The organism is Pseudovibrio sp. Ad46, assembly GCF_001623065.1.
Lineage (GTDB): Bacteria > Pseudomonadota > Alphaproteobacteria > Rhizobiales > Stappiaceae > Pseudovibrio.
This window is the reverse complement of record NZ_LMCG01000080.1, coordinates 201,888-227,554: the sequence shown is the minus strand read 5'-3', so window position 1 is coordinate 227,554 and position 25,667 is coordinate 201,888. Positions and strand designations below refer to the sequence as shown.

The 25,667-nt window shown below is 50.5% G+C and carries 26 protein-coding genes; 10 read left to right on the top strand and 16 right to left on the bottom strand.

The features are described from left to right. Window positions 1-72: 72 nt before the first annotated feature. A complete protein-coding gene (locus tag PsAD46_RS24355) occupies window positions 73-1,059 on the bottom strand; it encodes a calcium/sodium antiporter (protein WP_063293969.1) in 987 nt (328 codons plus the stop codon). A 394-nt stretch (window positions 1,060-1,453) separates the two neighbouring features. Here PsAD46_RS24355 and PsAD46_RS24350 point away from each other — a divergent pair, with 394 nt between their 5' ends. After that, complete coding sequence (locus tag PsAD46_RS24350) at window positions 1,454-2,119, top strand: outer membrane protein (protein ID WP_057461154.1); 666 nt, start codon at window positions 1,454-1,456, stop codon at window positions 2,117-2,119. 56 nt (window positions 2,120-2,175) lie between these two features. Here PsAD46_RS24350 and PsAD46_RS24345 read toward each other — a convergent pair whose 3' ends face one another. From PsAD46_RS24345 to PsAD46_RS28785, 6 genes are all read right to left on the bottom strand, one after another. Next, a complete protein-coding gene (locus tag PsAD46_RS24345; protein ID WP_063293968.1) occupies window positions 2,176-2,808 on the bottom strand; it encodes a glutathione S-transferase family protein in 633 nt (210 codons plus the stop codon). Between the two features lie 5 nt (window positions 2,809-2,813). Then, the gene (locus PsAD46_RS24340; protein WP_063308050.1) at window positions 2,814-3,431 is read right to left on the bottom strand and encodes a glutathione S-transferase family protein; all 618 of its coding nucleotides are present in this window, start codon (window positions 3,429-3,431) and stop codon (window positions 2,814-2,816) included. Between the two features lie 165 nt (window positions 3,432-3,596). Then, window positions 3,597-4,124 (bottom strand): menaquinone-dependent protoporphyrinogen IX dehydrogenase, encoded by a 528-nt coding sequence (gene hemG / locus PsAD46_RS24335; RefSeq protein WP_063308049.1) that lies wholly within the window; start codon window positions 4,122-4,124, stop codon window positions 3,597-3,599. Between the two features lie 89 nt (window positions 4,125-4,213). Continuing rightward, on the bottom strand, window positions 4,214-4,738 hold the full coding sequence (locus PsAD46_RS28480; RefSeq protein ID WP_208980535.1) for a hypothetical protein: 525 nt from the start codon (window positions 4,736-4,738) through the stop codon (window positions 4,214-4,216). 178 nt (window positions 4,739-4,916) lie between these two features. Continuing rightward, window positions 4,917-5,771: a 23S rRNA (adenine(2030)-N(6))-methyltransferase RlmJ gene (gene rlmJ, locus PsAD46_RS24325; RefSeq protein ID WP_063308048.1), complete on the bottom strand. Its 855-nt coding sequence runs from the start codon at window positions 5,769-5,771 to the stop codon at window positions 4,917-4,919. Between the two features lie 197 nt (window positions 5,772-5,968). After that, entirely contained in the window at window positions 5,969-6,619 is a 651-nt protein-coding gene (locus PsAD46_RS28785) for a cold-shock protein (protein ID WP_063308047.1), read from the bottom strand. A gap of 547 nt (window positions 6,620-7,166) precedes the next feature. On the opposite strand from PsAD46_RS28785, the gene PsAD46_RS24315 reads away from it, so the two are divergent. After that, window positions 7,167-7,832, top strand: a complete 666-nt coding sequence (locus PsAD46_RS24315; protein ID WP_057461148.1) for an MBL fold metallo-hydrolase — start codon at window positions 7,167-7,169, stop codon at window positions 7,830-7,832. A 48-nt stretch (window positions 7,833-7,880) separates the two neighbouring features. Here PsAD46_RS24315 and PsAD46_RS24310 read toward each other — a convergent pair whose 3' ends face one another. Together PsAD46_RS24310 and PsAD46_RS24305 are read right to left on the bottom strand one after the other, a co-directional pair. After that, window positions 7,881-8,858 (bottom strand): DUF1402 family protein, encoded by a 978-nt coding sequence (locus PsAD46_RS24310; RefSeq protein ID WP_063308046.1) that lies wholly within the window; start codon window positions 8,856-8,858, stop codon window positions 7,881-7,883. A gap of 115 nt (window positions 8,859-8,973) precedes the next feature. Continuing rightward, window positions 8,974-9,345 (bottom strand): septal ring lytic transglycosylase RlpA family protein, encoded by a 372-nt coding sequence (locus PsAD46_RS24305; protein WP_244272115.1) that lies wholly within the window; start codon window positions 9,343-9,345, stop codon window positions 8,974-8,976. A gap of 259 nt (window positions 9,346-9,604) precedes the next feature. Here PsAD46_RS24305 and PsAD46_RS24300 point away from each other — a divergent pair, with 259 nt between their 5' ends. The 4 genes from PsAD46_RS24300 to PsAD46_RS24290 all read left to right on the top strand — a co-directional run bounded on the left by PsAD46_RS24300 (window position 9,605) and on the right by PsAD46_RS24290 (window position 14,331). After that, window positions 9,605-10,543, top strand: a complete 939-nt coding sequence (locus PsAD46_RS24300; protein ID WP_208982013.1) for a heparan-alpha-glucosaminide N-acetyltransferase — start codon at window positions 9,605-9,607, stop codon at window positions 10,541-10,543. A gap of 638 nt (window positions 10,544-11,181) precedes the next feature. After that, window positions 11,182-12,462, top strand: coding sequence for an outer membrane protein transport protein (locus PsAD46_RS24295; RefSeq protein WP_063293963.1), 1,281 nt, complete (start codon window positions 11,182-11,184; stop codon window positions 12,460-12,462). A gap of 400 nt (window positions 12,463-12,862) precedes the next feature. Further along, a complete protein-coding gene (locus PsAD46_RS28780; protein WP_275078140.1) occupies window positions 12,863-12,997 on the top strand; it encodes a hypothetical protein in 135 nt (44 codons plus the stop codon). Window positions 12,998-13,074: 77 nt separating this feature from the next. Next, on the top strand, window positions 13,075-14,331 hold the full coding sequence (locus PsAD46_RS24290) for an outer membrane protein transport protein (RefSeq protein ID WP_063293962.1): 1,257 nt from the start codon (window positions 13,075-13,077) through the stop codon (window positions 14,329-14,331). A 54-nt stretch (window positions 14,332-14,385) separates the two neighbouring features. Here PsAD46_RS24290 and PsAD46_RS24285 read toward each other — a convergent pair whose 3' ends face one another. Beyond that, the gene (locus tag PsAD46_RS24285) at window positions 14,386-14,886 is read right to left on the bottom strand and encodes a hypothetical protein (protein WP_063308045.1); all 501 of its coding nucleotides are present in this window, start codon (window positions 14,884-14,886) and stop codon (window positions 14,386-14,388) included. Window positions 14,887-14,891: 5 nt separating this feature from the next. Then, window positions 14,892-15,377, bottom strand: coding sequence for a hypothetical protein (locus tag PsAD46_RS24280; RefSeq protein WP_057461141.1), 486 nt, complete (start codon window positions 15,375-15,377; stop codon window positions 14,892-14,894). A 334-nt stretch (window positions 15,378-15,711) separates the two neighbouring features. On the opposite strand from PsAD46_RS24280, the gene uvrB reads away from it, so the two are divergent. From uvrB to PsAD46_RS24265, 3 genes are all read left to right on the top strand, one after another. Continuing rightward, window positions 15,712-18,555 carry an excinuclease ABC subunit UvrB gene (gene uvrB, locus PsAD46_RS24275; RefSeq protein ID WP_063308044.1) on the top strand — a complete coding sequence of 948 codons (2,844 nt, stop codon included), beginning with the start codon at window positions 15,712-15,714 and terminating at the stop codon, window positions 18,553-18,555. Between the two features lie 175 nt (window positions 18,556-18,730). Next, on the top strand, window positions 18,731-19,216 hold the full coding sequence (locus PsAD46_RS24270) for a DNA starvation/stationary phase protection protein (protein WP_063302595.1): 486 nt from the start codon (window positions 18,731-18,733) through the stop codon (window positions 19,214-19,216). A gap of 185 nt (window positions 19,217-19,401) precedes the next feature. Continuing rightward, window positions 19,402-20,043, top strand: coding sequence for an HAD family hydrolase (locus tag PsAD46_RS24265; RefSeq protein WP_063308043.1), 642 nt, complete (start codon window positions 19,402-19,404; stop codon window positions 20,041-20,043). 17 nt (window positions 20,044-20,060) lie between these two features. Here PsAD46_RS24265 and PsAD46_RS24260 read toward each other — a convergent pair whose 3' ends face one another. Then, window positions 20,061-21,977, bottom strand: a complete 1,917-nt coding sequence (locus tag PsAD46_RS24260; RefSeq protein WP_084404526.1) for a S9 family peptidase — start codon at window positions 21,975-21,977, stop codon at window positions 20,061-20,063. Window positions 21,978-22,267: 290 nt separating this feature from the next. On the opposite strand from PsAD46_RS24260, the gene PsAD46_RS24255 reads away from it, so the two are divergent. Beyond that, window positions 22,268-22,732: a plastocyanin/azurin family copper-binding protein gene (locus PsAD46_RS24255; RefSeq protein ID WP_208860173.1), complete on the top strand. Its 465-nt coding sequence runs from the start codon at window positions 22,268-22,270 to the stop codon at window positions 22,730-22,732. 86 nt (window positions 22,733-22,818) lie between these two features. Here the strand turns inward: PsAD46_RS24255 and PsAD46_RS24250 are convergent, their stop codons facing one another. From PsAD46_RS24250 to PsAD46_RS24235, 4 genes are all read right to left on the bottom strand, one after another. Beyond that, window positions 22,819-23,685, bottom strand: coding sequence for a DMT family transporter (locus PsAD46_RS24250; protein ID WP_063308042.1), 867 nt, complete (start codon window positions 23,683-23,685; stop codon window positions 22,819-22,821). Window positions 23,686-23,879: 194 nt separating this feature from the next. Beyond that, window positions 23,880-24,008, bottom strand: a complete 129-nt coding sequence (locus PsAD46_RS28775; protein ID WP_256387170.1) for a hypothetical protein — start codon at window positions 24,006-24,008, stop codon at window positions 23,880-23,882. Between the two features lie 168 nt (window positions 24,009-24,176). After that, a complete protein-coding gene (locus tag PsAD46_RS24240; RefSeq protein WP_063293957.1) occupies window positions 24,177-24,587 on the bottom strand; it encodes a DUF3775 domain-containing protein in 411 nt (136 codons plus the stop codon). Window positions 24,588-25,030: 443 nt separating this feature from the next. After that, window positions 25,031-25,429, bottom strand: coding sequence for a GtrA family protein (locus PsAD46_RS24235; protein WP_152986572.1), 399 nt, complete (start codon window positions 25,427-25,429; stop codon window positions 25,031-25,033). Window positions 25,430-25,667 lie beyond the last annotated feature (238 nt).

Genomic DNA, 25,667 nt, shown 5'->3' with positions numbered 1-25,667 from the left:
TAAAATATGGAAACGCACCTTATCCGATTCAACGGCAGGTGCGGTCTCTCAGAAGTGTTTTAGTTGTGTGTCCTAGACGAAATCCAGAGCAAATACGCCGTAGATGTAAGCGACATAGGCAACGCTAAGGAATATGCCCCATGCTTTGCCCAGGCACAGACGCTTGGCGGCAAAGATATACAGCAGTACAGCACAGGCTAGCATGACCCAGATGTCGAAGACGAGGATCTGTTCTGGGATCGGGATTGGGATGATTGTAACCGTGATGCCCATGATCGCCAGCAGATTAAAGACATTGGAGCCAATGACATTGCCGAGCGCGACTGCAGAGTGCTGACGGATGGCTGCCATAACGGTTGTTGCAAGCTCTGGCAGTGATGTGCCAAGTGCAACGACAGTCAGGCCGATGACAGCATCGGACACGCCCCAGGATGATGCCACATCAGTTGCGCCAGAGATGGTCAGTTGTGCCCCAAGTGGCAGGCCGATCAGGCCGAGAACGAGAAAGACTGCAGCAATTGCTTTGTTTTCTGGAACGGAATCGACGTCAAGATCGTCTTCTTCGTCTCCATCAGAAGCCGTTACACAGCAGGAGCCGTTCTCTTTCTTATGCTTCTTGGTTGCGCGTACTGAATCTCCCAGAAAGATTAGAAGCAGAACAAGAAGGCCGATACCTGCATAGTGGGTGAGCGTGCCCATGAAGCAGAGTGCTGCGAAGATGACGGAGACCACCAGCATGAATAGAGCGTTTCTGTGAGCTCCATTCTCATCGCATGGTGTTGTTGCGATCAGGGCAGGTACGCCAAGAACAAGCAGCACGTTTGCGATGTTGGAGCCGACAACGTTACCGATTGCAACGCCGCTGACACCGTCGAGCGCAGCTTTCAGAGAGATAAAGAGTTCTGGTGCTGAGGTACCAAAGGCGACGATGGTCAAACCGATGATGAGAGTTGGAATTCCCAGAGCCTGAGCAATTGACACCGCGCCGCGTACAAGCAGGTCACCGGCAAAAATCAATAGTGCGAGACCTCCGAGGAGGGCAGCATATGAGAAAAGCATAGGCTGAAATTCCAATTATGTAAGGTTATTTGCTACACCAAAGGGGGCATACAGGAGTCTGACCGGGTATATAGACAGGTTTGGCGCGTTCTTGAAGTGTCTCAGATCACTTTTGACACCAGATCTCTGCAAAAATTTCAGTCGGTAGAATTGATCACAGCTTGTGTATAGTAAAAAGGCCACTCAAATAGTATGCATTACCTAGCGTAAACAATAGGTTGTCAAAGGTGCCATATTCTTTCTGTAGTTTGCCTTGAATTAACCAGAATTCGTGTCAGATCCAGCCACAAAGTCAAATCATACCTTTCTCCATCCCGGGGCGGTCTCATTTGGTCGCCTTCCCCCAGCGGATGCGTTTCATGCGCTCCGTTTATAATTTGTTGGAGAATGATACATGCTGCGTATTGCGTCTTGTACCGCTATTGCTTTCGGTCTGATGGCCGGCACTTCCCTTGCTGCTGACCTCCCTCAGCCAGTACAGCCAAGTCAGCCAGAAATTTCTTATGAAACACCAGCGACCTTTTCTGCGTATGACTGGTCCGGTGCTTACATTGGTGCCAACGCTGGTTGGGGATTCCTCGGCGCTGATGGCAAAAGCGGTGCATCCGGTGCATTGGATGACGACCAGAATGGTGTAACTGCGGGCGTTCATGCCGGTTACAACTTCATGGTTGCTCCAAGTGTTGTCCTGGGTGCTGAAGCTGACATTCAGTACAACGACCTTGAAGAGAAAAGCGCTGGCGTAGAGCTGCAGTCCGACTGGAATGCAACCGTTCGCGCTCGTGCAGGTTACGCTCTCGACCGTACGCTTGTATACGGTACAGGTGGTGCTGCATTCAAAGACCTGACTGCAAAATCCGCTTCTGGCAAAGATGAGAAAACCGCTATTGGTTACGTTGTAGGTGCTGGTGTTGAACACGCAGTAACCGACACTCTGACTGCTCGCCTTGAATACCTGTATCAGGATTTCGGCGATCAGAAGTTTGACTTCGGTGGCAACACTGAGAAAACTAAGATTGATGAAAATCTGGTACGCGCAGGCGTTTCCATGAAGTTCTAATTGAACTGATTTTCTGCTTTAAAGGCGCATGCTTCCGGCATGCGCCTTTTTCGTTTTTAGCTTCTCTCAAGCATTTCTGGTGCCTGCGTTTCGTTGTAGGCGGGAACCTGAGCAACAAAAGCATCATGCCAGTGAACCAGTTTCGGGTTGTTCTGCCGCCAATCCCCATTTGCGCGTAAGTCGAGATAACCTAATGAGCAAGCAAGTGCGATCTGGGCACAGTCCGGAATGCCGTTGGTTTCGGTTGGAGTTGGCAAAGGATGGTCATTGAAGGCTTTCAATGTGCGATCAACTTTTCCTTGCTGACGGTCGATCCAGGTCCGGTTCCAGTGCTCTGCCGGGTGGTTCCTTGTTTCAATCTGAGCCTGAATGGCGGCATCAGTGATGCCATCTGCCATTGCTTGTTTTGTCAGGACTGAGATGCGGGTGTCGTCTGCCGGGATGATTTTGCCCCCGCCAGCCAGAGTGTCGAGCAGTTCCAATGCGACGCGGCTGTCGTAGACGATATCGCCGTTTTCCAGCAGAAGTGTTGGGACTTTTGCAAGCGGGTTTTGCTCGTACAAAGAGCCTTCGGATGCTCTTGTGTCAGCCCAATCGACTTTCACCTGTTCCTGAAGCCCCAGAACAGCAGCGGCGATACGCGCTTTGCGTCCATAGGGGGAGGTTGGTGACGTGCGGAGTATGACCATTCTGCCTAAGCTCCCGGCTCAGCTTTGGTTTTGTCGAATGAAGGTACGCTAGAAGCGAAGTCATCCAGCCATGCAACGAGTGTTGGATAGGATTTACGCCATTCACCTGCGAAACGAAGATCAAGGTATCCAAGAGCGCAGGCCAGGGCTATCTGAGCTGCATCCGGAGAATTATGCTGGACCTTTGGCAGAGGGTTGTTTTCGAAGGCTGTCAGTGCGCGATCAACTTTGGCCTGCTGGTAGTCTACCCAGTCCTGATGTTTCTTTTCTTCCGGGCGCATACGGCTTTCATAAACGATCTGGATTGCCGCATCGCAGATACCATCTGCAAGGGCTTGTTTGGTCAGAATTTCAAATCGTTCAGCCCCTGCTGGAAACAGCTTTTCGCCGCCAGCCGTATAGTCCAGATATTCAGTGATGACGCGGCTGTCGTAGAGTACGTTGCCGTCTTCAAGGACAAGACACGGGATTTTGCCGAGTGGGTTTTGCTGGCGGAGCGTGTCATTGGGATCGAGTGTCTGTGCGACTTCAACATTTACTTTGTCTGCGAAGCCTAGCACGTACAGTGCGAGCTTGATTTTGCGACCAAATGGAGAAGCGCTGGAGGAACGGAGAGTTTGCATGGCAGCCACCTGTAAAACACTAGATCATGTTACAACGCGCATCATTATCCGAAACCCGAAGGTGCATTCGGTGATACGCTCTAGGAGAATTGAGTGGTCTGCACGATATCCGTGTTTCTTCCAATAATGCAAGGGACTTCGATTTGATTGTGTCAGAGCTTGCGGTTACTGGGTGAGCTCCTTCGCAAAATGCTCGACAGCAATCCAATCTGTAAATTCGACAGTGAGTTTAGGGTCTGTCGGACCATTGGTCATCTTCATGATGAGCTGGATCATCACTCGATCCCACGGCTTGTAGTCAGGGTAGTTGAGAGCACCTGCGAAGACGGCGGCCTTCTTTGGCTCAAACTTCGATTTCTCTAAGTATTTCCTGAGGTATGCGTTGGTTTGAGTGGTGCTCTTCTCCGGCTTTCTGGCCGTAAGGTTGACTGAAAAGAAAGCTGTATATGTCTGATTCAACTCGGCCAAATTGCGGCTGATAAACTGGCGAACCGCGCGTAAGTGGAAGCCATAGCGGATAGGGGCTCCAATGAGAATTCGATTGTTCTTCAGATCAGGTGGGAGCTGTTCCATCCCTGTTACAAGAGGGAGGAAGACGATCTTTTCTCCGTTCTTTTCAAGGAACTCTGAGATCTTGCCAATTATTTTTTTAGTCTGGCCATCATGACTGGCGTAGGCGAGATAGTATTTCATCAGTTGTGAACCCGTAGGACTGTGCTGAGATCTAATATAAGTCTCAAGTGCGATCAGTCCTACGAGGCATGATGTAGCAAGGTGCTGCGTTAGCGAGGGATGATTTCCTGCTCTGGTCGAACTGTCCGGCATTCACCGTCATAGACCCTGAATTTGTCGAGGCCATCAAGGCAAGCTCTGACACCCCATGAAAGGCCGAGGAAGCCATCATACTGCACCAGTGCGTAATAGATGCGGTGGCGGGTGTCGTCGGTCAGCGTTGCTACGCCATTACAATAGCGGCGACCCACTGGACTTGGGCGCCTGATTGTGAAATCAGACTCGCGAATTTCTTCGATAAGCTTGATCTCTAATCCGTCATAATAACTTGGAACAGCACGTGCGATTTGCCGTGCGACGGCTCTTTGCGCCTTGCCTGAGTCACAGGCTGGCAGATAGTCGCCGGACCAACCGAAATAGACTTTCTCATTAGGATCGATGAAATCCTCTTCGTCTATCTGCGGGATGGTTGTGTCATAGCTCCCTGGAGGAACCAGATCAGCAGCAAACGTCGTTCCGGTGGCAACACTCAGTACAGTTGCAGTCAATAGGGTTAGGATTGATCTCGCGCGCATTAACACTCTCCACGGAAAGGCTGGCTGGTCTGAAGCAGCGGACAGCTGCCTGCAGGAAGCGTTTATGCACCAGCCTCTTTGTGAGGCGCGACGAGATACTAGAAGCGCATGAGCTTTGGCCCTGCGCTTCTAGCAATCAGTGATTTGCTGTTTTGGGTCAATCAAAGGTTCTGAGGGGTTACTCAGGAATAGCCTGTTCCACGTTCCATGACGGGTTGATGCCTTGCGTCAGCGTTTTGCAGAGCCATGGCAGAGCGGTGTTCATGTCTTTTGTGAGTGTCCAAGGAGGATTGATGACCATCATCCCGCTGGCCTTCATTGGTGCGTCCTTGCTGACTTTACCTGCCGACAATTCGATCTTCACCGTATTGCGGACGCCAGCTTCGTCAAGCGTAGCAATGAGTTGTCGAACTGCACTGAAGTTTTTGACCGGATACCAAATGGCAAACGTTCCCGTTGGCCATCTCTTCCAACCGCGGATAACACCATCTGCAACGCGTGCGAATTCATCTTCCACTTCGAAGGCCGGATCGATCAGGACGACACCGCGTCTTTCTTTTGGGGGGAGGAAGCTACCCAATGCGAGCCAGGCATCCAGTGCAATCACCTTGACCTTTTTGTCCCCGCCGTAATTGTTCTTCAGCTCTTCAAAATCTTCTGGATGAAGTTCTGTGAGTGTTAGACGGTCCTGTTTTCTGGCGAGCATACAGGCAATTTCAGGGGAGCCGGGGTAAAATTTTACGCCGCCACCCGGGTTGAGAGTCTCGACTGTCTCTAGCCAGGGAGCGAGAACTTCTTTCACAGGACCTGGCGCATCGCCAAGATTTTCCAGCACTTTGCCGACGCCTTGCTGCCACTCTCCGGTTTTCTGGGCCTCTTCAGAGGTCAGATCATACAGGCCAACTCCGGCATGCGTGTCCAGTACTCTGTAGGCTCCATCTTTTTTCTGGAGGTACTTCAAGATGTTGGCGAGGACGATATGTTTGAGTACATCGCCAATGTTGCCTGCGTGGTAAATGTGCCGATAGTTCATGGTGGGCGCCTGTTGGCCTTTATCGCGCGCTGCTGCCAGGGTGGAGTTCTCTAGAGGCGCTCTTGTTAATAGGTTTGTTGTCGGCCTTATAGTCTGATGGTGGGCAGGGACACAAGGCGCAAAGCATTCTCGTGAGCGCAAAACTAAAGGCAGCAAAGTGCTGCCTTTAGTAAATTAACAGTGCAAGTCCAGAATGGTTAGTCCTGGCCCATGCTGTCAAAGTCGTCGCGCATCTCTGGTTGAGCTTCAGCTGTTTCAGATGAAGCTGCAGTCCCGTCTTCCAGTCGCAGTTCAACTGCCTTTGGACCTTTGCCCCGGCGATCAGGTTCAGTCTCAAAGGAAATCCGCTGCCCGCTATCAAGCGTCGTCAGACCGGAGCGCTCAACAGCTGAGATATGGACGAATACATCGCTTTCGCCATCATCTGGTGTGATGAAGCCGAAGCCCTTATCCAGCTTGAAGAACTTGACAGTGCCAGACTGGCGAGGTCCCCGTTCAACTGGTGGGTAGCTGCGTCTTCCGCCTCCACCACCGTTTGGTCCGTCCCGGAAGCCACCGCCTCCGGCGCCGCCACCACGGTTGCCATACCCGCCGCCACGGTCATTGTCGCCTTGCCCGCTCGCGCGATAGTCGTTGTTCCGGTCTCCGCCGTATCCTCCCGGACTGCGGTTACCGTAGGGACCTCTGCGTTCATTTTCCACCACAGGAGGCGCGTAGGCGCCGCGCTCGGAATCTCCTGGAAAATATGCTGGTGCCCCAAACTCCGGGCCGAAATTCTGCGAATCCCCAAATTCGCGCTTGCCGCCTCGCTTGCTGCGTGGACGACGACCCGAATTCCCATTATGCATTACAATATCGCCTTTCCTGCGGATTTAAACCTGCCAGTATCCGCATGTACTCGCTTTCTCAAAGCCAATTGCCCGTCCGAAAACACACAAAGTAATAATCAAATGTCTTAGTGGGGCTTTGGTTAAGAGCTCCTACCTGCCTTGCATCGCAAACACTTCCTAATTGCTTGGCCGGGTAATAATAGTGGCCAGTTCAACATAGGCAGTCTTTACGTATGCGCGGCATATAATAGGGTTCAGTTTGGTAATAGGGCAAGCTTTTCCTAGGGAAGGCGGAGGTAAAACCCTATGAAATTGGGGGTGTATCCAGAAATGGGAGGATAAAACCCTATTGTTTACATCTAAAAGATCGAATATTTTTGCGAAGACAAATGATATTTGCATGTTTGACTGTGACTGCAATTTTAAATGGTATTAGTTTGGACTTGGTTTTGAGGTTGTATTTGAAAACCAAAATATTAGCTGGTTTCAAAAGAGGCTGAGAGTAGCCCGGCATATCTGATTACTGTATGGTGCGAAGAATTCGGAATTTGGAGATGAAGCACTTATGAGTGATGCCAGCAATAAAGCAGATCTGACGGGAATTCAGATAACTGTTGTTCCGGTCACTGCCTTCCAGCAGAACTGTAGCATCGTGTGGAACAAGAATACGCGCAAAGCCGTTGTTGTTGATCCGGGCGGGGATGTGGATCACATTCTTGCTGCGCTTAAAGAGCTGGATGTGACTGTAGAGCATATCCTCATCACTCATGGGCATATCGACCATATCGGCGGTGCTGCTGAACTGGCAGAGACGCTGGATGTTAAAGTGATTGGCCCTCATGAAGATGATCGCCCACTGATTGATCGTGTTGAAGATCAGGCCAAGCAATTTGGTTTGGATACGGTCAGAAAAGTAGAGCCAGATCAATGGCTTGTTGAAGGTGATGTGGTCACTGCTGCGGGTGCTGAATTTCAGGTTCTACACTGTCCAGGCCATGCGCCGGGGCATGTTGTGTTTTACAACAAGGATCTGAAACTGGCGATTTCGGGTGATGTGTTGTTTGCAGGGTCGATTGGGCGAACTGATCTTCCTGGTGGTGATCATGATACGCTTATCGCCTCAATCAAGGAAAAGCTTTTGCCGCTGGGAGATGACATTACGTTCCTGCCGGGGCATGGACCGGCTTCTTCGCTTGGCCACGAAAGGCTGAACAATCCATATCTGAAATAGCCGATGTCTATCTGAGAGCGTGAAGGGGAGTTTGAGCTCCCCTTTTTTTTATCTAAGGATTGCCTGGAGTTCGTCGATGCGCTCGTTGATGAGCCAGCCGTAGTAATTTTCTCGCGGCAAATGTGCTGGTGTTATTCTGCGCTTGTTCCTATAGGAAATGGCGCGTTCCCAAGGGTTTCCGAGATTATACAGGGTCGATGTGATGCCAGGGTTTTCGGAAATATCGACGTTAGCGACCTTCTTGTAGGCGTTGATGGCGTCTCTTAGCACTGCTGCGGTGTAGTGGATTGATTTGTTTGGGTCCATCACCGTTTTATAAAGGCCAGAGGCATCTTTTGAGCTGAGTTTTGGTAGGCCGCTGATGCTGCTGACCATGTCATTCATCTTTAGGGCTGTGAGCGGCGTTATTTGGCCTAAACCGAAGCTTTGGCCTGCGAACATTGGTCTGAAAAAGGCCCTGTGAAAGGGCTCTCGCGGGTAGCGAACCGAGCCGATAGTTTTGCCCATGAACCTTGTGTTCCAAATGAGTTCGTAGCATCTCCAGCGGCTGTTGCTGGTTTCCTGGCGGCGGCATGTGTTGAATTGCGGGCGCTTTACAAAACTCCAGACTTTCTCGCCATCATGTTGGAAAGAAATGGGAATTCGCGCGTATTGCAGAGCCTTCATGTAATAGCCCTGAGCGCTGTCGAGGCTATCATAATTGTAGGTATGCTCTCCAACGATCGCACCCAGGATGTGGACCGGGTCTATGTTGTACAGACTGGCGACCTTCTTGATGTTCTTGATCAGGCGACCTTCTCGTTTAAGCACTTTGAGAATGCGCTGGAACTTTTTTTCATAGGTTCGATTAAAGGCTTTGGTGCGTGTTGCGGATGCGCTGGGGATGGTTGGCTGGCTTTGAAGGCGATTGCCAGCGGGAACCTTGAGCGGAACATTCGCCTGTGCTGAACTTAGCAATAAGTCAGGTGAAGATAATATTAGGGTTGTTGCTAGAATAAATGCACTTGCTTTTTGATGTAATGTCATAGCAATCGAACTCTGCACTATTAATTGCTGTTGGTTTTGATTGCTTTATGTCTAGATGAATTGTCCTAAAAATCTATTCAGATATGTATTTTTGCTTTCTACAATAAGTATGGTGTTATTTTTTACAATTATGCCCATTCAGATATTTCTTAAATTCATTGGCAACTGAAATGCGCACGTGTGTTACGCCGCTTTGAATAAAGCCCAGTTCCGAGGCTGCTGCTTTGGAAAGATCAATCAAGCGGTTTTGAGCATATGGGCCGCGATCATTTATCCGTACTGTCAGAGATTTGCCGTTTGACAAATTGGTTACAAGAACTCTTGTGCCCATTGGCAGTGTTAGGTGAGCTGCTGTGAGCTTGGCCGGATCCATCATTTCCCCGCTCGCCGTTTGAGACGTGAGGGCATACCAGGAGGCTTCTCCGCATTGAGATGTTCTTTTAATTTCCACCTGATGAGGGCGCAGGATGAAGGCGACAGACACAATCAAAATGGCGATGATGAACAGGAGGAGATCGTAAATGCGACCATTGCGATGAGCCAAGCTTTTGTTGTTACAAGACATTCTGGAGCCTATTGGCTATTTTACTCCGCTAATTATACAGGGTTTCCCTCGTTTTAGGGACCAGAGAGATTTTCTGTGTTGGTGAGTTGGTTTATGTAGATTGAAAAAATTGATCGCGTTTGTAGCGGTGTGAACCGTGCGAACATGTTCCGGATAGGGGAATAAAGTGCAGCAAAACCCATTGACTGGAAGACTTATCCTCGCGGATGTCGCCCGCGGCCTCGCACTCCTGACAATGGCAATCTACCACTTCTCCTGGGATCTTTCATGGTTTGGAGTTGTTGACTGGGATGTGTCCGGCTCTGCGGGGTGGCGGTTGTTTGCGCAATTGATTGCGGGCAGTTTTCTGTTTCTGGTTGGGTTCAGTCTGGTGCTGGCGCATAAAAGTGGTATTCGCTGGGAGAGTTTCTGGCGCCGGGAGGTCAAGGTCGCAATTGCTGCAATTGCGGTTTCTGTTGCGACTTATTTTATCTTTCAGGATCAATGGGTTCGGTTTGGAATTTTACATTCCATCGTGGTGTCGAGCCTACTTGCCCTGCCGTTTTTGCGTGTTCATTACGTGTTTGCGTTGCTATGTGGAGCAGGGGTGATCCTTCTCTACCATTGGCTCGGGGATTATGTGCTGCCATACCGGCAGTTTTTCTGGCTTGGGCTCAACTCCTTGCCTGAAGTTTCCGTTGATTATGTGCCGCTTATTCCTTGGTTTGGGCCAGTGCTTTTGGGTGTCGGGTGCGGGGATATCCTGCATCGCTATAATCTTTTGCGGTTTTTGCGCGGTTCTGCGTTTCCGAGCGTTATTTCGCGTTGTTTTGCATGGTTCGGTCGACATTCCCTTGCGACCTACCTTCTGCACCAGCCAGTCCTGTTCGGGATCGTTTGGGCTGGCGTGACTGCTGGGGTGATTGGTACCAGTGGCGATGTTCAGGTCAGAAGCTTTCAGCAATCTTGCGTGATGGCGTGCAGTCAGACCGTGGATGCCAGGCAGTGTGAGCAGGCGTGTCGGTGTACCTCCTCTGAAATAAAAGAGCGAGGCATGTGGGAGGACTTGCTGACAAGACCGAATGATGCGGATGTGCGTGAAATCGCGCAGCAGGTCTTTCAGGTGTGTCTGCGCCGGTAAGTTCGGCATCCCTTTGCGATATGATTTTATCCCCCTGCTTCAAGGAAGATATGCCCGCGTTAAGCTGATTTAGCCGACCTGCCTGTGAATCAGTCAGGCAGAGCTCTCTGAAATTTCGGAGAGTTGGGCATCAACTATTCTGGTGCGCAGCTATTCCTCTGAAAAAATATACATTTTCTGGTCGCTGAAATCTCAAGGGGGCATTCATGAGCTCTTCCTTTCCTAAAAGGTCGCGCTTTTGCGCTGTTACCTATACGTAAGCTTTGGAATTGAATGAGATTTTTACAATCTGACCCGAGATGTCGTCTCCATGAGTAAGTCATAGTTTGCTCAATTATGCAGCTGACATAAAGTTACCTTCAGAAGAAAAATACTCAAAACTACAGATAGATGGTATTGACCACGCTAAATGTACGGATAATATACCACTTGGTAAATATACGCAGTTATTATGAAGTGATGTTGGGATTTTCGTGCTTGTGGGGGAAGTATAGTCGTAATCTATGCTCAAATAATGTTTTAAACATAGCGTCACCTCCATGAGGTGAGCTCTTCTTTCACGACATATCTTCGCATCCCTTCAGGAGTGAGACCGGTTTTGGGGAATTACCGGAAGCTCACGAGTATGGGGGAAGAGAATGCGGGTTTTGAAGAATGCAGGCCGAGGCCTTGCAGCAGGCTGCTTTGTGCTGGCCGGATCAAGTGCCGCCTTTGCGGGTGCGTGGGATACGATGGGAGTTGGGTCCCTTGACCTGCTGTTTGCGCCAGAAAAGTTCGTGGTTGAAGGTGGTACGACTTATTTGGACCGGAATGTTGATTACAAGGTGAAGAGCGCATCTGCGCAAACCGGTATCCCGGTAGGTTCGGTTCTTCCTGCCAACTCATCAACTCAAAGAGTCACACCTAATATTTGGAACTACCAAATTGGTGTTAAAGCAACTGTCTTGGAGAACTTTGATTGTCTTGGACGTGCCTACAATCCGTTTCGCATTACAGAAGAGATGGATCCTGCGTGGGCTGGTCGATATGCAGGGTTTGAGACTAACGCAAACACTTTAGGGCTTGATGCGACCTGTTCCTATAAATTTCAAATGGGAGAAGGGCGTTCCGTTCGCGCCATCGCAGGTGTAAAGGCTTTGGATCTGACCTACCAATCAGATGGTATGGTTTATGGCGCTGTTCTTGCTGGAGCTGTCGCTGGAGGGCCTTTGGATGGATTGCATAATATTGATACCTCAGCTGACTATGTATCTGGAGCTGAGCTCAAGTCGAAAGGTATGGCATGGGGCTGGCGTGCAGGTGTCGCCTATGAGATCCCTGCTTACGCTTTAAGAGCAAGCTTAGTCTATGATTCTGAAATCTCGATGGATTTAGAGGGAGACTCTTATGTTAATAGTGTTCCTCTTTTGCCCGGTGCCGGGGGAGGTACTACCACGATCCCAGGAGAAGCTTATTCCTCTCTAACGTTGCCTCAGTCTGTCGAGTTAAATGTTCAATCAGGTATTGCGCCAGGGTGGTTAGCAACGTTTGGTGTTAAATGGATGGACTGGTCCGTTATTGATCGCCTTGTTGTTACGAATGCTAGCGGAAGTAAAACAACAAATCGCGTGCTGAACTTTAAGGACGGCTGGACTGTTAAGGCTGGTGTTGGCCATAAACTTAATGACAAGTTGAGTTTGGGAAGCTCCGTTCAGTGGGACAGAGGTGTTGGTGGAAGCTATTCTGACACTTACGCATTTGGTCTTGGTGGTTCTTATGCTCTGAATGACAAGGTTAAAGTCATTGTGGGTGGTGCGGCGATTTACAAAACGTCTGGCGCTGGTGATGCGAACAATCTCGCGTCAGGTGCAACCAACGAATATGAATATGACTCTTCTTGGAATTATGCGCTGAATACAAAGTTGCGCATAGCGTTCTAAGTAAGTTCAAAAAACTCAAATACAAAGCCGGAGGCATTGTCTCCGGCTTTTTTGTTTTAGGTGCTCATACTGCGATTTGAGGGGAATCCCTTATTGTGCGTGATTTGTGCAAGATGCAGCTCAATTTGTGCTGTTTGTGCAACAGTTTTGTGGAGAAATGAGCATGTTGGATTGTTGGAAAACCTATCCCAAAACTCTTAAGTAATTTACGTATAGGTAAGTTTGACTATCGTCTAATGCTTGGTCTCTCTTTACGATTAACTGGCCTGTGTTTGAGACTAGTAAATATAACATTCTAATTTACCTTAGGTTATATTAAAGTCTAGAAAAGCTTACCCAAGCGAAATGGCGTAGTATTTATACTATGGGAGGGGTGATTATTTCTCCCGATGCGTTATGCATGCAGTCAGAACTATATCAGTTTGCTCTGCAAATTGGTGGGATTGCACTGGCGCGAGGCACGTTGATGCTCGTTAAGTGCGGATTGCGCGATTATCGCATTGGGGTGAAACGCGTTGCAATTTCCGTATCTTAAGCAAGTGCTCCTAACTGAATGAACCTAAAATCAGTGTTTTAAACACTGTGTACGGGGAAACATAAGGGGGAGAGGGCATGCGTGTTCTCAAGACATTGGCTCAGACAACCGTTCTGGGCTGCGCGGTATCCATGATTCCTGCTGCTGCATTTGCTGGCGGCTGGTCGAGCGAAGGTATTGCAGATTACGATCTGTTGTTTGCGAAAGAGCGTTTCGCGTTTGAGGTTCAGTCGACATTAGCCAATCGTAATGTTGATTTCAAAAATGCAAATACAACAGTGAATGGTTCGCCAATTGTGGGTATTGCTGCAAACCCAGGTGATGATAGCGCTGATGATATTGCGCCAAATGTTTGGTTTAACTCTGGTTCTGTAAAGTTTGGGCTTACCGATAATCTTGATCTTTTCGCACGCATCAATCAGCCATATGTGATTAGCGAGCAGCCGGGCTTTGATTGGAGTGGTCAATACGCTATCGGTGAAACTAATGCTGATGCTCTCGGTATTGATGCGATGTTGAGCTACAAGCACGAAGTTTCTGAGGGTAAATTTGTTCGCGTTTTCGGCGGTGTTCGTTCCGTGACTGTTGATTATGAACAGCTATCTAACACGCTGATCGTCCCACCTTCAACGCCTCCGCCATTTGGTGCAGCAGGTGTTGCTGTGAACGTTGAAACTGAACGTGAGTATGGTTTCCGTTTGGGTGCGGCATTTGAAGTGCCAGAGATTGCTCTTCGCGCATTAGTGTCCTATGAGTCCGAGATAGATTTGGATCTCAATGGCGATTTTGTTGTTTCTCTTCCGGCAGCAGCCGGTGGGCCGGTCAATGCTGATGCAGCTGCTAGCGCAACGCTCCCGCAATCCATTGAAGCGAAAATTCAGACTGGTGTGGCACCAGGCTGGCTTGTGTCTCTCGGTGTTAAATGGACCGACTGGAGTGTCCTGAACGAACTTGCTGTGAACTTGGATAGTGCTGATCCAAGAGCTCCATCCAATCTGGTTCGTTCTTTGAACTATAAAGACGGCTGGATTATTGAGGCTGGTGTTGGTCACCAACTTACAGATAAGTTGAGTGTTGGTGGTAATCTGACCTGGGACAAAGGTATTGGTGGCCCTTATTCCGATTACTATGCAGTAGGTCTCGGTGGTTCATATGACCTTACTGAGAACCTCAAGTTCACTCTTGGTGGTAAGGCGATTTACAAAACAGCTGGTGAAGGCTCATACGACATCACCAGAACAACAAGTGGTACACCTTCAGAAGTTAACACCGACTACGAATACGACTCCTCCTGGAACTTTGCGGTTTCTTCCAAGATCCGTGTAGCGTTCTAAGCTTTTGTGTCTTTGGGAATTATGGGGCCGGGGATGGTGATCTCTGGCCCTTTTTTATTTTGGGGATGAGGCGATGAGGTGGCATTCGTAGCGGTTGTTGTTGCTGAAGCGGATTTCAACGGATGGCTGTTTGAACTTGTTGTTGATCCGAAAGATCACGGCTTGAGCCCCGAGGCTTGAGAGATGGTCGGGTAGTTTGTTGCTGAAGAATTTGTAGTGAGCTTTGATCGGGTGGGCTGTCATTTTGATGACTTCCCCTGCAACTGCTATTTCAGCAAAGGCGTAGGTTGAGCTGGTGTCGATTTCATAATCTACGAACACTGCCGTTCCACGAAACTCATCATAAATTTCCTGACAATGGTCGGTCATGTCTGAGGAAGCCGAACCGGCACTCACTGCTGTTCCAAAGTGAGCGATGGGCAGCATGAGTTCTTCTGTGACCAGTCGTGCATTTACCATGCCAGCTGAGCCCAAGTGGACTGCAGCAGCAATGCACAGCATTGCCGCTTTTTCGCGAAATGGTCTGTTCTGAAGGACGATTGCTGGGAAAGGCATTTGCCTTACTGTCTCAGCTTGAAGGCTTCAGTGCTCAAAAAGCATTTGTCTGTTGGTTGGTCTCCTGCCGCGATGATGTGCACCACTTCATCGTCGAAGTCGTCTTCCATCGTATAGATGACCCTCAGAAAGCCTTTGCTTTTGAGTACATCAGGCATCTTGTCTGAAGTGAAGGAGTAAGTCTCCGGTATACCAAGAGGTGTGAGGCGGACTTCGGTGTCTTCCACCAGAGCGATTGCTCTGTTTTGGGTTGGGCTGATCTGGTATTCGACGAAGATCTCCTTGCCCATACCGAATTCGTACTTTTTCTCGCAGGCCTCTGTCACAGCCGGGTCTGATGAACCGTCTTCCTTTAAGCCAATGATGTAGTTGAGCGGAACGAGCACTTCGCCCTTTACGTTTTTTGGGGGAGCGGCCTGGGAAGCTGTGGTCAGGAAAAGAGCTGTGGCAATGAAGGTGACTGTACCAAGTCCGAAATGTACGTTTTTCATTCTTGTTATTCCTGCTCGGTATGAGAGATGAGCGTCAAGCTGATGTCAGAGTGATTTCCTCACTAGTTTTGTTGAGTGGAACACGCTCTGGCTGTTGTGGCGCAGTCTGCGGCAACCTCAGGCATCACTCAATTCAATGCGGTCAGTCTGGTTAAGAGAAGGCAACGGGTTCTTTTAAAACTAAAGCTGTTTGCTTATCGCGTGTCGTAGGGAGCGGGTTCCCACTTTTCGATGAAACGCTTTGCTGAGAAATTAAGAGGATGAATAGGCGAGAGTGATGGAACGAACTAAGAACATACTTTCTTTTCCAAATGACTCACGGCATAGTGCACCCATGACTAAGCGCCCTACAAAATCTTCCAGTTCTTCTTCTTCACTACCTGAAGCTGAGGGGTCCTCCTCTGGCTTTGGGGAAGCTCCGCAGCCTGCACTTTCCGGCAGTCCGTTGTCAGGTTCCGTTTCTGACTGGGCGGACCAGATTGCTGATGAAGATCTTTCCGGTCTGAAGGCTCATAAGGAAGCAGAGCAGCCGAGTGAAGAAAAGGTTGCCCCGAAGAAGAAAGCTGCAGCGAAGCCAGCTGCGAAAAAGCCTGCTGCCAAGGCGAAGAAAGCACCTGCCAAGTCTGCGCGGGGCACGTCCATGGGGGCCACGAGTGATCCGCGTGAGCGGGCTAAGGGTGGTCTGAACCCGGTCGCGGGGCTGGATATTTCGCTGGAAGATGCTGAGAAGCTTCTTGATAGTCACGTCAAAGAGACGAAGAAAAAGAAGAAGAAGGCCAAGGAAGATACGATCACCGGAGCGACAGCGACTGTTCAGGCGCTGGCACGGCTGATTGAGCAGGGGCGTTCGGATGAATCTGGAGAGGATGCCTGGGTTCCGCACCGACCGGAGCGTCCGTCAAAGTCTGAGGGTGGGGTTCCGATTGTGCTGGAATCCGAGTTTGAGCCTAAAGGGGACCAGCCGACTGCGATTGCGGATTTGAAGGCCGGTCTTGCGGATGGTGATAATACGCAGGTTCTGCTGGGTGTTACTGGGTCTGGTAAGACCTTTACCATGGCGCAGCTGATTGCGCAGACACAGCGTCCGGCGCTGATCCTTGCGCCCAACAAGACGTTGGCAGCGCAGCTCTATGGGGAATTCAAAAGCTTCTTCCCGAACAATGCGGTTGAGTATTTCGTTTCCTACTATGACTACTATCAGCCCGAAGCCTATGTGGCGCGGACGGATACGTTCATTGAGAAAGAAAGCTCCGTCAATGAGCAGATTGACCGGATGCGCCACTCGGCAACCCGCTCGCTGCTGGAGCGTGATGATGTGATCATCGTGGCGTCGGTCTCCTGTATCTACGGTATTGGTTCGGTTGAGACTTATACGGCCATGACCTTCCAGCTGGAGGTTGGTGAGAAGATTGAGCAACGCCAGCTGCTCGCCGATCTGGTTGCGCTGCAATATAAGCGCAATGATGCAGCTTTCCAGCGTGGGACGTTCCGCGTGCGGGGGGATACGATTGAAGTGTTCCCGGCGCACTATGAAGACCGGGCCTGGCGTATTTCCCTTTGGGGCGATGAGATTGAAAGCATCACCGAGTTTGATCCTCTGACAGGTAAGAAGTCCGGTGAGCTTCAGCTGGTGAAGATCTATGCGAATTCACACTATGTGACGCCGAAGCCGACGCTGAACCAGGCCACCAAATCTATCAAGGCAGAACTCAAGCAACGCCTTCAGGAGCTGAATGACCATGGCCGTTTGCTGGAAGCGCAGCGGCTGGATCAGCGCTGTACGTTTGATCTGGAGATGATGGAGGCGACGGGTGCCTGTGCGGGCATTGAGAACTACTCCCGATATCTGACTGGCCGTGCACCAGGTGAACCACCGCCAACGCTGTTTGAATACCTGCCTGACAATGCGCTTGTGTTTATTGATGAGAGCCATGTGACTGTGCCGCAGATTGGCGCGATGTACCGAGGTGACTTTAGGCGTAAGGCGACGCTGGCGGAGTATGGCTTCCGCTTGCCGTCCTGTATGGACAACCGGCCTTTGCGGTTTGAAGAGTGGGACGCGATGCGACCCCAGACGGTTGCGGTTTCAGCCACGCCGGGCAACTGGGAGATGGATGAGAGCGGCGGCGTGTTTGCGGAGCAGGTTATCCGCCCGACTGGTCTGACTGATCCTGATATTGAAATCCGGCCTGCCAAGACGCAGGTGGATGATCTGCTGGGCGAAGTGCGGGAGAAGGCGGCCAAGGGCTTCCGTACGCTGGTGACAACACTGACCAAGCGCATGGCGGAGGATCTGACCGAGTATCTGCACGAAAATGGTGTGCGGGTGCGGTACATGCACTCTGATATTGATACGCTGGAGCGGATTGAGATTCTGCGTGATTTGCGCCTTGGAGCGTTTGATGTCCTGATCGGGATCAACCTGTTGCGTGAGGGGCTGGACATTCCTGAATGTGCTTTGGTGGCTATTCTGGATGCTGATAAAGAAGGGTTCCTGCGTTCTGAAACCTCGCTGATCCAGACCATCGGTCGTGCTGCGCGTAATGTGGATGGTAAGGTTATTCTTTACGCTGACAGAATGACTGGCTCTATGGAGCGGGCTATTGCGGAGACCAACCGTCGCCGGGCGAAGCAGGAAGAATACAACGAAGAGCATGGCATTACGCCGGAGAGTGTGAAGCGCTCTATCGGCGATATCATGGAGAGCGTTTACGAGCAGGATCATGTTTCTGTCGATGCTGGCTTTGCCGAGGAAGGGGCCACCATTGGTCACAACCTCAAAGGCCATATTGAGGACCTTGAGAAGAAAATGCGCGAAGCTGCAGCTGATCTTGATTTTGAGATCGCGGCGCGGTTGCGTGATGAGATCAAACGCCTGCAAGAGACCGAGCTTGCAATTGCCGATGACCCCATGGCACGGCAAACTTCTGTTGAGCAGCAAACCGGTGGGTTTGGCGGGAAGAAGAAGTATGGGGCTGCCGGTAATTTGCCAAAGGCAGAGGCGGATAAAGCTGATGCTGGCAGCAAGGTGCATAAGCCACGGCTGGGTGAGATGGGGCCGGGAACAGACCTGCCGACGCCAGCTGGTGCAACCGGTGAGAAGAAACCGCGCCGGACTTCGTCAGGCCGCAGTTCAGGCGGGCGACCAGGCACGCGGACCCATCGTAAGAAGAACTAGGGCAGACTTAATTGATGCTCGTTGAACTTTGGTTCGGCGAGCATTCGTTTTATGCTGCCAGTGTTGCTCCAATCTACGCAAGATTTTAGCGTTAGAGCTAAACGTTACCTAAAGGCCTTCGCTTACCTTACGCTCGCCTTTCAAAAAGGCCGATGTAATTGTGAGGAAAAAACACATGGCCCCAACGTCAATTGGACTTTCAAAACAAGCACGGGAACAGACTGCGAAGCATTTGAACAATCTGCTCGCGGATGAGTTTGTGTTGCTGATGAAAACGTGGAGCTGTCACTGGAATCTCAAAGGCCCCAACTTCATTAGTCTCCATGAACTGCTCGATGAGCAATATCATGCGCTTGTTGATTTTGTTGATGATATTGCTGAGCGTGTCCGGGCGCTGGATTGCATTGCTTTGAGATCTCTGCATGATTGTCATGAGCATACACGGCTTAAAGAAATGCCTTCCGAAGGGGCTCTTCCAGACCAAATGGGTATGATTGCTGGTTTGTTGGCTGATCATGAGTCCATTATTCGGGAGCTGCGAACCAGTCACGATAATGTTGAAGAATTCGAGCATGATGTGGGGAGTGTTAGTTTAATGGAAGACCTCATCATCAAACACGAGAAAATGGCTTGGTTCCTTAGAGCTCACCTTGAAAAATAGTGCGCCAGGTTTTTTGGGAAACGCGTAATGGTGACACCTACAGATTGACCGGTTATGAGCCGTGTTCTTTCGCACTGGCCTGCTTTGGATAAATCGTATAATCCTCTGCAACGGTCTGAGTGTGTGCTGATAGCAGTCGCATTTGATCCGCTATAGTGGAATTTGAAGTAGGTGATTGGCGTTTCATGACAAAGCACATTGTTTGGGACTGGAACGGTACCCTACTGGATGATTTCGAAATCACTGCGCAATATGGCATCGATTATTTTGCAAAGGCTGGATTGAGTGGTGTGACGTTTGAGGATGTTCGCCAGCATCATACCCGTCCTTTTGCGGATTACATCAAGTCGCTGATGGGGCGTGCTGCTACTGAAAGCGAGCTTGCCAGCTTCTACAGTGACTTCAGCAAAGTCTACGAGCCTGCGATGTATGATTTGCCACTGGCACCTGATGCGTTTCATGCTCTGGAGACCATAAGCGGGGCTGGTAAGAGCCAGTCAATCTTGTCCATGGCTCCCCATGAGGAGTTGGTCTCACTTGTTCGGCACAATGGTATCTACGAGCATTTTACCCGCGTTGATGGCGCGCGGGATTTGAAGAAGCATTTCAAAATCGATGCACTCAAAGCGCATTTTGATGAGCTGGGAGTGGAACCAGCCAGCGTCTGCGTGATTGGTGACAGCATTGATGATTTTGATGCGGCCAACGGTCTTGGAGCTTCTGCTGTTCTGGTTTCAACCGGCATGTACTCCCACGACCGCCTCGTCACCACAGGCGCCCCAGTCGCCACCAGCCTTACCGGTGCTGTCGCTGAGGCGCTGAAGTAGCGGATTATGAGCGACGGTTACAGGCCGTCGATGAGATCACGACCTGCGAGGATCTGGAGGGATGAGCCTTCCAGGTCGGTTCCGATTGCCTCCTGCTGGCCGCCCAGATGTTTGGCGAGAAACAGTTCTACCATGGCATGATAGGCCCGACGGTTGTGCATTTTCTGAATGCCGTGGCCTTCGTCCGGGAAAAGGCCGTAGGTGACTGGGATGCCGTGGTCTTGCATGGCGGAGACAATTTGCTCTGACTCTGGTGGCTTGACGCGTACGTCTTTGCCACCCTGAACGATCAGCAACGGTTTTTCGATCTTCCCGACATGGGTGAGGGGTGAGCGCTCCTTCAGGAAGGCGCAACCTTCTTCAGTTGTGAAATCTCCCAGCCTCGTCTTGAGGATGGATTTCCCTGACTTCGTATATTCGGGGAGCGCATCGAGAAAGCTGAGCAGGTTTGAGATTCCAAGCAAATCAATCCCGCATGCGAACTTCTTCGGGGTTTGGGTCACGCCGGTGAGCGCTGCGAAGCCGCCATAGCTGCCGCCCATGATAGCGATGCGGTCCGGGTCGGCGATGCCTTCTTCAATGGCCCAATCCACTGCGTCCAGAAGGTCGGTTTGCATTTTGCCGCCCCATTCTTTGTTTGAGGCGTTTACGAATGCCTTGCCAAAGCCGGTAGAGCCTCTGAAGTTGACGGATAGAACTGCATAGCCTCGGTTTGCCAACCATTGGTGTGTCGGGCTCAACCCCCAAAAATCTCTCCACCATGGCCCACCATGCACGAGTAGCACCATAGGGCAGGGCTTTTCTGCATTAGGTGGCTGTGACAGATAGCAGACCAGATTGAGGCCATCCCTTGCTTTTATCTCTATGGGAGACATGCTGGTCAATGGTCGTTTTGCGAGCTCCGGTTGGCAGGAAAACAGGAAGGTGCTTTTTTCAGCTGATCTGTCGTAGCAGTAGAACTCTAAAGGCACGCTGTCCTGCACATGCGTAAGAATGAACTTCTCAGCATCTTCTGAGAGGCTGTTGACCTCTATATCCCCCGAGAACTGCTTCTTGAATGATGCGAGAACTGACTCAAATTGTGGATCTATGGCAGTCCAATTGCTGCGAGCAAATGTTGCTGTGGCTGCTATGGGATAATGGGTGTGCGGGTGGAGTAACAGGTCGCTGATGTCTGCCTGTGGGTCGTCTGCAAGCACCGTGGAGGTTCGTGTCTGGAAATCTTCTGCTACGGCGGCGGCCTTGTCTCGTTCACGACTATCGATCCAGAACAAAGTTTGCCCATCCTCACTGAATTCAATGGGTTTGGTGGTCAAACTGTCTTCAAACGGGATGAGGGTGTAACGCTGCCATTCTTTGCCGTCAGGTCGATGGAGAAATTCAACCTCGCCGTCATCGGTGTAGCGGCGGACAAGGCGGACGTTAAAATCGCTGTCGGTCACGAAACCTGAGAACTGGTCATTTTGCTCAATGAGCTGGCTGTGCCCGGTAGTGAGGGAAACTTTGTACAGGTCGAAGTACTTTGCTGACCTTTCATTGTGAGCAATCAGGATTTCGTCCGGGTGTTTTCTCGATACCTCTTGCAGGTAGGCTCTTACACCGTGTGTTGGTGTTAGATATCTGGGATCTGTGCCATCAATGGGGACGCTCAGGATACAGAAGGTTTCGTCACCAACTTTGTCTCGCGAAATCAAGATGTGACGGCTGTCGTAAGTCCAGTGGATTGTGAAACCGATGTGGCGGTCTTCAAAGTTTGTGAGGGGGCGGGCAGATTGTGGGTCTTCAGTACTGGCGAGCCACAGATTGTATACGCCGTTGACTGGTGCCAGGAAGGCGATCCAATGACCACAGGGACTGATTGCGACCAGCGCTCGTTCAACAGGATCGAAGAATGCCTTGCGGGAGATGAGGCGAGTTCGTTCCTTAAGCTGCATGGTCAGAAGCCTTAAATTTATTACAGAAAAAAGCAGATCAGGCCTTGGAATAGGTGGCCTTGAAAAACGGTAGAAGAGAGCTAAGCGAAAGTATTGCAGGTGCTTCTGACCCTGTCCAATCTTTGAATGGTGCACAAACCACAACCGGATGTCGATTGCTGAAGGCTGCTTAAGGAAAGAGCATAAGCCATAGATAGTTTTTGCTTAGGAGGCTGCGTTAGATCAATGCAGACTGCCATTTACGGACGCATTGTTGATAATAATTCCGAATTGCAGGTGGACGTTTCTCGATGAAAAGAATTCTCTCAACCCTTCTTGTGAGTGTATTGATGGCGGGTGGTGCTCTTGCTGGGGAGGGCAAGACGTATTCCGTTAATCAGGTGACTGATGCCAGTGCGAACACACCTTCTCATATGTTCCGCTTTGAGCCTGATCTGCTTGAGGTGCCGCTGGGCGCTACTGTGAAGTTTGATAATTTTGATGGGAACCATACGGTTATTTCGATCAAGAAGATGACGCCGGATGGTGGACCGAAGTTCAAGTTCAGCAAGATGTCTCCTGATCGGAATGTTACCTTTGATACACCGGGAATTTATGGTGTGACCTGCGGTATTCATGGCCGTTTTGGTATGGCGATGATCATCAAGGTTGGCGAAGACAGTGCCGAGGACTTGGAGGGGGCTCGTTCTGTGGTGCCAGGTGGCCGGATGGGTACCAAGATCTCCCAGATTTTGGATCGGCTTGAAGGCAAGTGAGCGTGTAGAGCTTGCGTGGAAGTTAGATAGAAAAAAGGCAGCCGGTTGGCTGCCTTTTGTGTTTTGTAATGATGTTTTTTTAAGCTCTATTCGGCCTGCGCCATGCTTCGTCGGGATTTGAGGTAGTGAGGTCCGACTTCAACAAGCAGGATACCGCTGAAGATGAGGGCGCAGCCGACCAATCCGATTGGTGCGATGCGTTCGCCCAGAATGACGGCTGCAGCCAGAGCGGCGAAGAGGGCTTCTGATGACAGCATGATGGCTGCATCGGACGGTGTGGTCCACTGCTGACCAAATGCCTGGAAGGTGAAGGCCACGCCTCCGGACAATGCGCCTGCGAAGAAGATCTCGAACCACGCATCCTGAAGCGCTTGCACGGAGTAGGTCTCGAAGAAGAGTGAGGCTACCACACACACCACACCGAGGAAGGCGAACTGGATGACGGCAACCGTGATCGGGCGGCCAGAGGAGGTTGCGAGGCGTCCAACGAAGATCACTTGCAAAGCCCAGAAAACTGCGCACAAGAGCATGAGCAAGTCGCCGCCGTTCAAAGCTGTCAAACCACCACCGAGCAGGTAAATGCCGAGGAGGGTGAACAGACTTGCAGGCCACACGAGGAAGTTTGGCCTTCCTTTAAAGAACAGTGTGACAAGGATTGGCGTCAGCACAACGTAGATCGCGGTTAGAAAACCGGCGTTGGTGACGGATGTTATCACGATGCCATACTGTTGCAGGACAGTGCCCAGAGTGAAGGCAACACAAACCATCAACAGCGCAGGAAGGTGGGCCTTGCCAAGTTTTTTGGTGTTGTGAACGCGGCGTTCGCGTAGCGCGAACGGCAAAATCACCAAGGTGGCGAGGAGAAATCGCAGGCCAGAAAACTGCAGGGGTCCAAGACTTTCCATTGCAGTTGATTGCGCGACAAAGGCCATGCCCCATATGAGGCCGGCCATGAGAAGAAGTATGTTTGCAGATGCCCTAGTCATCCCGCAGCTGTACTGCAAGCGAATAGGTGCTGCAAGCGGTCTGTCAGCGCTTCCGTTGAATTTCTCTCAAGGCGATTTTGAGCTTCTTGACGGTGTCAGAAACGTAGCGTTTGTTTTCACTCGTGCTGCGTGTGCTGGCATTTGTCTTTTAGGATTACGCTCTAAAAGACAAACAAGACCATGATCATTATGCCAACGAAAGCGGCGATGACTGTTGCCGCAACAGGCCATGGTGATTGGGCGTGGCTGACGTGCTCTTTACGATGGTAGTCAACTGGCGAGGTTCTCATTGTGCTCCCCTGCGGCCCTGGTCAGTTGTTTTCCTGAGTAGGGGCCAATAGACGCGGATTACATCGAATACAGAAAGTATATATTACTGGATTTTGGTGTGTTCGAGATACCACAGGTTGAGCTTAAGCAGATCGCTCAATTGCAAAACTGCTATTGCCCATATTTTCTTATAGATTCAGAGCTTCGAGACCAGCCTCGAGATAATCAGGCAAGAGGGGAAGGCCCAAAAGGTACGTTGAGACCGGAGACGTGGATCGTTCGCGTGCTTCAGAGAAGGCAATGTCCAGGTCGTTCTGGTCATAATCACCGCGACCTATCCATGCGATGGCGACCAGTTCTGTCGCTTCGTCGATGTTGAGGTCGTCGATAATCTCTCTCAGTTCAGACTCAGAAAAGTCATCATGCTCTTCTTCTGCAAGTCCGTCATGGTGGTGAACGTTTTCCAGCTTTTCCGTATCGAAGGAGAGGTCACCTTCGTGCCCGTCCTCGTAAGTGTCTGGCAGGCTTTCGGAAACAGCGCGCGCTTTCTGTACGATCAAGCGAACAGTTTCTGCAGATAGTGCTAGTTCTACGGCCATCGTTCGTCCCCGCTTATTGCTGTAACAGAACGTTACTCCTGTTCGGAATTATTCTGCAAGTGGAACTTATGGAACAGCTGCCTGCAGTCCAATCGCGCTAAGTGACAGTATGGCGCCGCTGAGAGTAATAGGCGATTTAAGCGGTAGAAAAGAAAAGGGAATTGGTTAAATGGAGGTTAGTGCGCGCCCGCAACTTATCCTATGTAGTTCTACTGAGCGGAATACTTGATATCGTTATGGTTAAAAAAAACAGTACATACCGCAGGGGTAGGGGTTGTTTGTGCGCTGCACCTACGAGTAGCATTTGATGTAAGGGCGAAAATACAATCAAATCTCCCAGAATTTCTAGGTGCTGGCGGACCTGAGTGCTTTGTGCTGGCAGGGGTGTTTCTTACCCTGTCGGCACATCCAAAAAGAGCCGATTTTTCCTGAAATAACTGCGCTTAGTTTTTGAATGCGTAGATTTTTGAAAGCACGAAGTTGAAAGTCATGGACACCAGTGTGGCGAGGATGACGGCCAGATAGGTGGAGAAGCCGTCGATCAGGGTGATCAGTGCGCCATAGGTGCTGTAGTTGATGACGGCCCCCACGCTGTTGACCAAAACGAATCTCACATACTCCCCAAAAGGACTGCCTTCAGAGCGGAAGGTGAAGATGCGATTCCAGAACCAGTTGTTGGTCATGGCAATCCAGATGGAAAGGATTCGCGCAATGAGGGGATCAAGGCCGACCACTTGCCAGAAAAAGGCGAGGGCGACCAGATCGACCACAAGACCGGAGCCGCCAACCATTCCGAAGCGAATGAACTGATTTTCGAGTAGTTTTCGCAGCAGGCTTTTCACGGAATTCGGGCTCTCATTTCTGATGGGACCAGCTAAATCGTCAGGTCTTTAGCTTCAGAGGCTGCTTAGCTTTGTTCCTTTGGAAATACAAGAGACGCAGCGTCACAGAACCTCTGATTATATCTGGGGAGTAATATTTGAAAAAATCTGCAGTCTTTGGCGAAATTTGAGCGGAAAAACTGGCGTGTTTGCGCTTGCCAAGCTTTGGTCTGCACCTTAGGGTCTGCCCGCACTTATT